The organism is Sphingorhabdus sp. (assembly GCF_044354325.1).
Taxonomy (GTDB): Bacteria; Pseudomonadota; Alphaproteobacteria; order Sphingomonadales; family Sphingomonadaceae; genus Sphingorhabdus_B.
Genome location: NZ_JBILAF010000097.1, coordinates 1 through 7,613, shown reverse-complemented (window position 1 = coordinate 7,613; position 7,613 = coordinate 1). Strand labels below are relative to the sequence as shown.

The window sequence follows — 7,613 nt, the reverse complement described above, 5'->3', positions numbered from 1 at the left end:
GTCGCAGCATTGATGACCGTGGCCATATCGCCCTTGTCATACATGTCGAACCAGCCAATCTCCGCTTGCGGCGCGAGGGCAAGCGCCTCTTCCTTCGACATGAAGAAATGCGGCTCGATCCAATCGGGTAAGCGCGGTTCAATCAGGGGGCGCACAAGGCCCGACATCACGAGTTTCGTTTTGGTCATGCGGCAAAAGCCTTCCAAGTTACAAAGATTAAAAACGGGATGCCGACAAGATCGGTCATCGCAATGGTTTTCAGCGCTGGCGGCGAGCCTGCAGACCAATAGAGAACCAAGAATGACAACATGCTGAGGCCGACGCCAACGCTGGCAATGCGGCGGCTCGCAGGGTCAAATGCAGCCCAGACAGCAAGCAGAAAGATAACGAGGAACAGCGCAGCGCGATGATGCAGCAACAGAAACAAGGGGTTATCGCTAGCGACGCGGTAAAGCTGCCCAATCATCGCCGGACGGAACAGCGCCAGCGCGGGCAACGCGTGGATAGCCGCAAGGATGAGCCAAGCAATTTTGAGTATCATATATCCAACTTCCAATCCCAGCCCAGCGGGTCGCCGTCCATGACTTCAACGCCTTTGGCGATGAGGTCGTCGCGGATGGCGTCGGACTTGGCGAAGTCTTTTTCGGCGCGCGCGTCTTTACGGGCGGCGAGGGCGGTTTCGATTTCCGCCTCGGTGATGACGGCGGCTTTGGGGCGGATGCGCAGATCGGTGCGGGTGAGGCTATTAAGGTTCAGACCCAGAACTGCGTCCATCTCGGCAATCGCAGCAAGATGCTGTGCAGCGTCGACCTTCTTCAAGCCGATGAGCGTTTCTAGCGATGTTATTGCGATAGCCGTGTTGAGGTCATCTGAAACAGCCGCCGTAAAATCGTTAAGCGCCGCCGAAATCCCCGGAGCAACGTCACCCTGAACATGTTTCAGAGTCTTACTTTCCGACGTCGCTAAGTAAGATGCTGAAACAAGTTCAGCATGACGGGCTTTAAGGTTTGCGACAGCCATCACCATCCGCTTCAACCGCACCAGCGCCGCCTGCAGCCCCTCCCAGCTAAACTCCAGCTCGCTTCGGTAATGTGCTTGCAGGCACATCAGGCGGTAGGCGAGGGGGTGGAAGCCTTTGTCGATCAGCAATTGCACGCGCAGAAATTCGCCCGATGATTTGCTCATCTTGCCGCTGCGTTCGATCAGGAAATTGTTGTGCATCCAAAATTGTGCGCCGCTGTGGTCCCCGCCGCAGCGCGCCTGATTTTGGGCGATTTCATTGGGGTGGTGGATTTCGCGGTGGTCGATGCCGCCGGTGTGGATGTCAAACGGCAGGCCAAGCAGCGCCTCTGACATCACAGAGCATTCCAAATGCCAACCCGGTGCGCCTTTGCCCCATGGGCTGTCCCATTCCATCTGCCGCGTTTCGCCCGCGGGCGTCTTGCGCCAAATGGCAAAGTCGGCGGCGTGGCGTTTGCCTTCCACCTCTTCGATGCGGCCCTCTCCGTCCTCGGTCTTGGCGCGGGCCAATGCGCCATAATTGGCAACGGTCGAGGTGTCGAAATACAGGCCCGATTCCAGTTCGTAGCAATGCTTGTCGGCAATGCTGGTCGCATAGGCGATCATCGCGGGGACATATTCGGTCGCAATCGACCAATGCGCGGGCTGACGGATGTTCAGCGCCTTGATGTCGTCCCAATAGGCTTGCGTATAATGCTTTGCGATGTCCCAGATCGACTGCGCTTTTTCCGCCGCCATCTTCTCCATCTTGTCTTCGCCCGCGTCGGCGTCGTCGGTCAGATGGCCGACATCGGTGATGTTGATGACATGGGTGAGCTTATAGCCCTTATATGACAGCACCCGGCCAAGCGTGTCGGCAAAAACATAGGCGCGCATGTTGCCGATGTGCGGATAATTATACACCGTCGGGCCGCAGGTATAAACCCGCGCCTCGCCAGCGTGGACGGGGGTGAAGGTTTCCAGTTGCCGGGTTAGGCTGTTGAAGAGTTTAAGCTCGGACATGGTTTGGCGATGCTGGAAATGGGTGCGTAGGTCAACCCACCTCCAATCTCTCAAAGTCACCCTGAACTTGTTTCAGGGTCTTACTTTGTCCACCGCCGTCAAAAAAGTAAGATGCTGAAACAAGTTCAGCATGACGGTCGTGAAAGTTAAAAAGGACCGAATGTCAGTGTTGCGCTGCGGTCGAGAGGCGCCCTTCGACGGACGCAGGCGCTGCCTGCTGCTCAGGGCTGCGGTAATATTGTTCACCGCCGCATCGGCTGCGGCGTGCCGTCCAATTCGCCTACATATGGTCAAGATTTGCCGCATCCTCCCCATCGACTTGCGATGGGGAGGGGGACCATTCGCGTAGCGAATGGTGGAGGGGCTTGCACTGTTTGAGGCCCCTCCGTCAGTCCTGCGGACTGCCACCTCCCCATCGCAAGTCGATGGGGAGGATAACAGTGCGGCTACGGTAATGTTCAAAACCCGTCCCAACGGATCGCTTGGTCAACACTCACCGTAGCCCTGAGCCTGTCGAAGGGCGTTTATCGGTGTTGCGCTGCGGTCGAGAGGCGCCCTTCGACGGACGCAGGCTCTGCCTGCTGCTCAGGGCTACGGTAATATTTAAAACCCGTCCCCACGGATCGCTTGCCCACGCCGCGGCGTAGCTGTGTGAAAGGCCAGGCTATTCCTCGTCAAATAACCCGGCGAGCTGTTCGATCATCGTACCGCCCAATTGTTCAACGTCCATGATGGTGACGGCGCGTTTGTAATAACGGGTGACGTCATGGCCGATGCCGATCGCAACCAATTGGACAGGCGATCGCGTTTCGATCATTTCGATAACCTTGCGCAAATGCTGTTCCAGATAGCCGCCATGGTTGACCGACAAGGTGCTGTCATCGACTGGCGCACCGTCGGAAATCACCATCAAAATGCGGCGGTCTTCGGCGCGGGCGATCAGGCGGTTGTGCGCCCAAAGCAGGGCCTCGCCGTCGATATTCTCTTTCAGCAAACCTTCGCGCATCATCAGGCCCAGGTTGCGCTTGGCATGACGCCATGGCTCATCAGCTTTTTTGTAGACGATGTGGCGCAAGTCGTTGAGGCGGCCGGGCATGGGTTGCCGTCCAGCGGCAAGCCAATCCTCACGCGCTTGGCCGCCTTTCCACGCGCGGGTGGTGAAGCCCAATATCTCGGTTTTAACGCCGCAGCGCTCCAACGTGCGCGCCAATATGTCGGCGCTGATCGCGGCGATGCTGATCGGCCGTCCGCGCATCGATCCGCTGTTGTCGATAAGCAAGGTCACCACGGTGTCGCGGAAATCGGTTTCGCGTTCGATCTTGTACGACAGCGAGCTGCCCGGCGAGACGACGATGCGCGCGAGCCGCGCTGCGTCGATCATGCCTTCTTCCTGATCGAAATCCCAGCTGCGGTTTTGCTGCGCCATCAGGCGGCGTTGCAGACGGTTGGCGAGCTTTGTCACCACCGATTGCAGGTTGGACAATTGCTGGTCGAGGTAAGCGCGCAGCCGGTTCAGCTCTTCTTCGTCCGCAAGCTCGGTCGCGGTGATGGTCTCGTCATATTTGGTCGACCAGATTTTGTAATCGCTTTGCGGCAGATGGTCCCAATTGCGGCGCTGCGGGGTGACGGGCTGCATGCCGTCATCGCCCATTTCGCCGTCGGAACCGTCCTGATCGTCCATATCCTCGCCGTCATAATCGGCCTCGGTCTCTTCGCCTTCGCCTTGTTGCGGTTCAGCGCGTGCTTCGGCTTGGCCAGCTTCGCCTTCGCCATCATCGTCGCTGTCGCCATCTTGGTCTTGGCTGTCCTCGGCATCATCGCCGCCTTCATCGGCATCGGACGGGTCAACATCGCCCTCGGTCAGGTTCAGATGCTCCAGCATCGCTTGCGTGAGCGCGGCAAATGCACCCTGATCGTCAAGCGCGTGGGCAAGTGCATCAAGATCGCTGCCCGCCTTTTCCTCAATCCAGCCGCGCAGCATATCGACGCCAGCAACCGCCGCGTCCGGGACAGGCGCGCCGGTCAGGCGTTCGCGCACGATGAGCGACAATGCGGTCGAAATTGGTACTTCGTCAGCGGACTGTGCGCGGCTGATCGGGTCGGTGCGCAATTTGAGTTCAAGCGCGTGGCCCAGATTTGCAGCGATACCCGCCATGTTGCGGGAACCCAATGCCTCAACGCGCGCATTTTCCACCGCGTCAAATGCAGCGCCGGCAATGACTTCGGATGGACGCAAGGCGGCGTGGCGTGCGGCATTATGGTGTTTGAGCTTCAGTGAGAAGCTGTCGGCAAAGCCTCGTGCTTCGGCCACTTGGTCAGGCGGCAACAAGCGGCCGGGCATAGGCACTTTGAAATTTTTGCCCGCTTGCGTCGGCGCATCGGCGGTGAACGCAAGTTCAATCTCCGGCTCATGCGCGAGTGCGCGGGCCGTGCCGGTCAGGACTTGTTTGAACTGTTCCAGTGGAGGTTCGTTCGCCATCAATCCGCCACCCGCTTACATACCGCTGCAATGTCTGCTTTCGTCGGCTTAACCGGCGCGCGCAGCGTAAAGACATGCGCCTGCGCGGTGGCCACGCGATCGTCGGTTGTCCGCGCGCCATTCACGACAGCGGCAAAATCCTTGCACACGGCAAGGCTGCGCAAATAATCGCTATGGCCAGCGCCGCCGCCTGATAGGTCGGTGGTGTCAATGATAGTAAAGCCCGTTTTGGCAGGCTCTGTCTGATATTTGGTCTTTGTCGCAAAGCAACGCTGCGGCAATCCTTTGGCCTTCAAATCCTTGGCTTCGAACGGACTGAAGCAATAAGGTGATCCCAGCCGCGGATAGCCATGGACAGCGCGCGAAACGGCAAGTGCGCGGTCGCTGAGTGATGCGTAGACGGTCACGCGCCGGTCGTTGTTGACGCGGCGGGCGGCCAACACTTCTTCAGCGATATCGCGTTCGAAATCTTCACGATCAACATCGGGCGATGCCAATATGATATTGGAAATATTGCTGGAATCCGCATTGCTCGATGTGCGGTCGACATATTCCACGGCAGGCGTGACAAGCCGTGCGCCGAGCGAATGCGAGACAATCACGATTTCCTTGACCCATTCGGTTCGCGCCAATGTGGTCAGGAAGTTCCGGAAATTGCGCTGGTCCCAATACATGTTGGTTTCATCAACGGCATAGCTTAACAGATTGCCCTGCGATGGCCAACTATAATGGATAATCGGGCCGTCAAAATTGCTCATCGCGCCAATCTGGACAGCGTCGCGGGCGGTGGTTTGCAATTTTTCGCGATAGCCATGCACATATAAAAGGACGCGGCCGTTGCGCAGGTTCGCGGCATCACGCAGGCCATCCCACCATGCGTCTTCCGGCTGAAACGCGACCGGCACCACCAATTGCTTGTCGCCCTTGGCGGGCTTGATCGTTTCTGGCGGCGAGAACCGGCCAAATCGAACGCGGTCTGCACGATGGTTGGTCAGTTTGATATTATCGCCGCGGCAATCGGGCAGGCGGCTGGTGACGATGAAATAATCTTTTCCGTTGACCGATGCGCTGTCATTTTGCGCCGGGTTACAGCGCGGGTTTTCCGCCAGCACATTGTGGGGAATGTCGCCATATTCGACAGCCACAGTGCAGCCAGCCAGCAGCATCGGCAAAAGGAGAAGGGGAGCTTTGCGCATTATTTCCCTTTAGGATTGGCTGCGCGCCATGCCTTTACCGCATTGAGAGCGCCGGACACATGACCCTTCACGCCCAGTTCGGAATAGGCGAACAACACCTTTCCATCAGGCGCAATCACATAGGTCGTGCGGTTCGTGCCGCCCATGATGGGCAGGCTGACCTTGTAGTTTTTGATGACGGGTTTGGACGCGATGCCAACGGTGAATTTGTTGCGGCATGCCTCCACCGAAAAACGCTTCAACGTGTCGATATTGTCCGCCGACATGCCAATGATGGATGCGCCATAGGCGGCAAAATCATCGGCGGCTTCGGAAAATTCATGCGCCTCGACGGTGCAGCCCGCGGTGAATGCCTTGGGATAGAAATATAAAACGACAGGCCCGCGTTTCAGGGCCTTGTTCAAATTATAGCTATACACGTCGCCCGCCAAAACAGCCTGCGTGGTGAAATCGGTCGCGCGTGTGCCGGGCTTGAGCGCAGCAAATGCCGGCGATGCGCTAAGTGCGAGCGCCAGAATAAGAGCAGTGCGTTTCATAAATGGTCCCTTCAACGGTGTTTCGGCGAAATGGCCAATATGCTTATAACTTTCCAACGACGCTTTCGGGCAGATCCTGCCCAAAGACGCGCTGATAATATTCCGCGACCAACGCGCGTTCGGCATCGTCACATTTGTTGAGGAACGACAGGCGGAACGCAAAACCGACATTTTTGAAAATGGCGGTGTTTTGGGCCCATGTGATAACGGTCCGTGGACTCATGACGGTTGAAATATCGCCATTGATAAAGCCCTGACGCGTCATTTCGGCGACCTTCACCATGTTGGCGACGGTCGCGGCATCGGTGCCCGATGCCTTGGCCAAAACGATTTCGCTTTCGACCTGCGCGGGCAGATAGTTCAGGCCAACGACAATGTTCCAACGGTCCATCTGACCCTGGTTGATCGCTTGCGTGCCGTGATACAGCCCGCTTGTATCGCCAAGGCCAACGGTGTTGGCGGTCGCGAACAGGCGGAAATATGGGTTCGGACGAATGACGCGGTTCTGGTCGAGCAGCGTTAACTTGCCCTCAGTCTCCAACACACGCTGGATCACGAACATCACGTCCGGACGGCCGGCGTCATATTCGTCGAACACCAAAGCGGTCGGTGTCTGCAGCGCCCAAGGCAACAGGCCTTCGCGGAATTCAGTGACTTGCTGTCCATCGCGCAGAACGATGGCATCGCGGCCGATAAGGTCGATACGGCTGATATGCGCGTCGAGGTTGATACGGATGCACGGCCATTTCAAACGCGCGGCCACCTGTTCGATATGCGTCGATTTACCGGTGCCGTGATATCCCTGAACCATCACGCGGCGGTTATGGGCAAAGCCAGCAAGGATCGCGAGCGTGGTGTCGGGGTCAAAGACATAGCTGTCGTCGGTGTCGGGAACCCGCTCATCGGCAACGGAAAAGGCAGGACATTCCATGTCGACATCGATGCCGAACATTTCGCGCACGCTGACGGTTTTGTCAGGGGCAGCTAGAATGGTCGTGTCGCTGCTGTTGGGCTGGATATTTGGAATGTCAGTCATGTCGTTCTCGTCAAATAAAGGCGGGCGATGTTTTAAGGTGCGTATAGGCAGCAATGACGTCTTGCAAAGCCTTTTCATAAGACCGGTTGCCGCCATTTTTATCAGGATGATAGGCGCGGACCTTGGCCGAATAGGCGCTACGTAAGGCGCGCCTATCCGCATCCTCGCCAAGCCCTAGCGTCTTGAGCGCTTTGCGGTCCTCAGGCGACAGGAATTGCCCGTCGGCGCGTTCCTTGGGCATGCGTGATCGAAAGCGGGTGGATATAGCATCCAACGGGTCTTTAAAGTCCGCCCATTTGGGCGGCGAATCGACACTGCCGCTGGCGCGAAAGGCACGGGTTTCG

General features: G+C 57.7%; 7 protein-coding genes and 1 pseudogene. All 8 read right to left on the bottom strand.

What is annotated here, in order from left to right; translation table 11 throughout:
* Positions 1-188, bottom strand: a pseudogene (locus ACIQ0G_RS08805) (D-2-hydroxyacid dehydrogenase); the annotation flags it as partial.
* On the bottom strand, positions 185-541 hold the full coding sequence (locus ACIQ0G_RS08800) for a hypothetical protein (protein WP_397577586.1): 357 nt from the start codon (positions 539-541) through the stop codon (positions 185-187). The pseudogene ACIQ0G_RS08805 and the gene ACIQ0G_RS08800, both read right to left, overlap by 4 nt.
* Positions 538-2,022 (bottom strand): cysteine--tRNA ligase, encoded by a 1,485-nt coding sequence (cysS, locus tag ACIQ0G_RS08795; RefSeq protein ID WP_397577585.1) that lies wholly within the window; start codon positions 2,020-2,022, stop codon positions 538-540. The genes ACIQ0G_RS08800 and cysS overlap by 4 nt, the downstream gene beginning before the upstream one ends.
* 664 nt (positions 2,023-2,686) lie before the next feature.
* Positions 2,687-4,501, bottom strand: a complete 1,815-nt coding sequence (cobT, locus tag ACIQ0G_RS08790; RefSeq protein WP_397577584.1) for a cobaltochelatase subunit CobT — start codon at positions 4,499-4,501, stop codon at positions 2,687-2,689.
* Positions 4,501-5,697 (bottom strand): alpha/beta hydrolase, encoded by a 1,197-nt coding sequence (locus ACIQ0G_RS08785; protein WP_397577583.1) that lies wholly within the window; start codon positions 5,695-5,697, stop codon positions 4,501-4,503. The genes cobT and ACIQ0G_RS08785 overlap by 1 nt, the downstream gene beginning before the upstream one ends.
* The gene (locus ACIQ0G_RS08780; protein WP_397577582.1) at positions 5,697-6,233 is read right to left on the bottom strand and encodes a peroxiredoxin; all 537 of its coding nucleotides are present in this window, start codon (positions 6,231-6,233) and stop codon (positions 5,697-5,699) included. Before ACIQ0G_RS08780 ends, ACIQ0G_RS08785 begins: the two co-directional genes overlap by 1 nt.
* A gap of 43 nt (positions 6,234-6,276) precedes the next feature.
* Positions 6,277-7,269, bottom strand: coding sequence for a cobaltochelatase subunit CobS (gene cobS / locus ACIQ0G_RS08775; protein WP_324477516.1), 993 nt, complete (start codon positions 7,267-7,269; stop codon positions 6,277-6,279).
* Between the two features lie 10 nt (positions 7,270-7,279).
* Positions 7,280-7,613 (bottom strand): J domain-containing protein (locus ACIQ0G_RS08770; protein ID WP_397577581.1); only part of this gene is annotated, 334 nt, incomplete at its 5' end.

Bases quoted from the DNA above. Each gene is read 5' to 3' on its own strand.
- ACIQ0G_RS08800 (WP_397577586.1), bottom strand. From the start codon at position 541: ATGATACTCAAAATTGCTTGGCTCATCCTTGCGGCTATCCACGCGTTG.
- cysS (WP_397577585.1), bottom strand. From the start codon at position 2,022: ATGTCCGAGCTTAAACTCTTCAACAGCCTAACCCGGCAACTGGAAACC.
- cobT (WP_397577584.1), bottom strand. From the start codon at position 4,501: ATGGCGAACGAACCTCCACTGGAACAGTTCAAACAAGTCCTGACCGGC.
- ACIQ0G_RS08785 (WP_397577583.1), bottom strand. From the start codon at position 5,697: ATGCGCAAAGCTCCCCTTCTCCTTTTGCCGATGCTGCTGGCTGGCTGC.
- ACIQ0G_RS08780 (WP_397577582.1), bottom strand. From the start codon at position 6,233: ATGAAACGCACTGCTCTTATTCTGGCGCTCGCACTTAGCGCATCGCCG.
- cobS (WP_324477516.1), bottom strand. From the start codon at position 7,269: ATGACTGACATTCCAAATATCCAGCCCAACAGCAGCGACACGACCATT.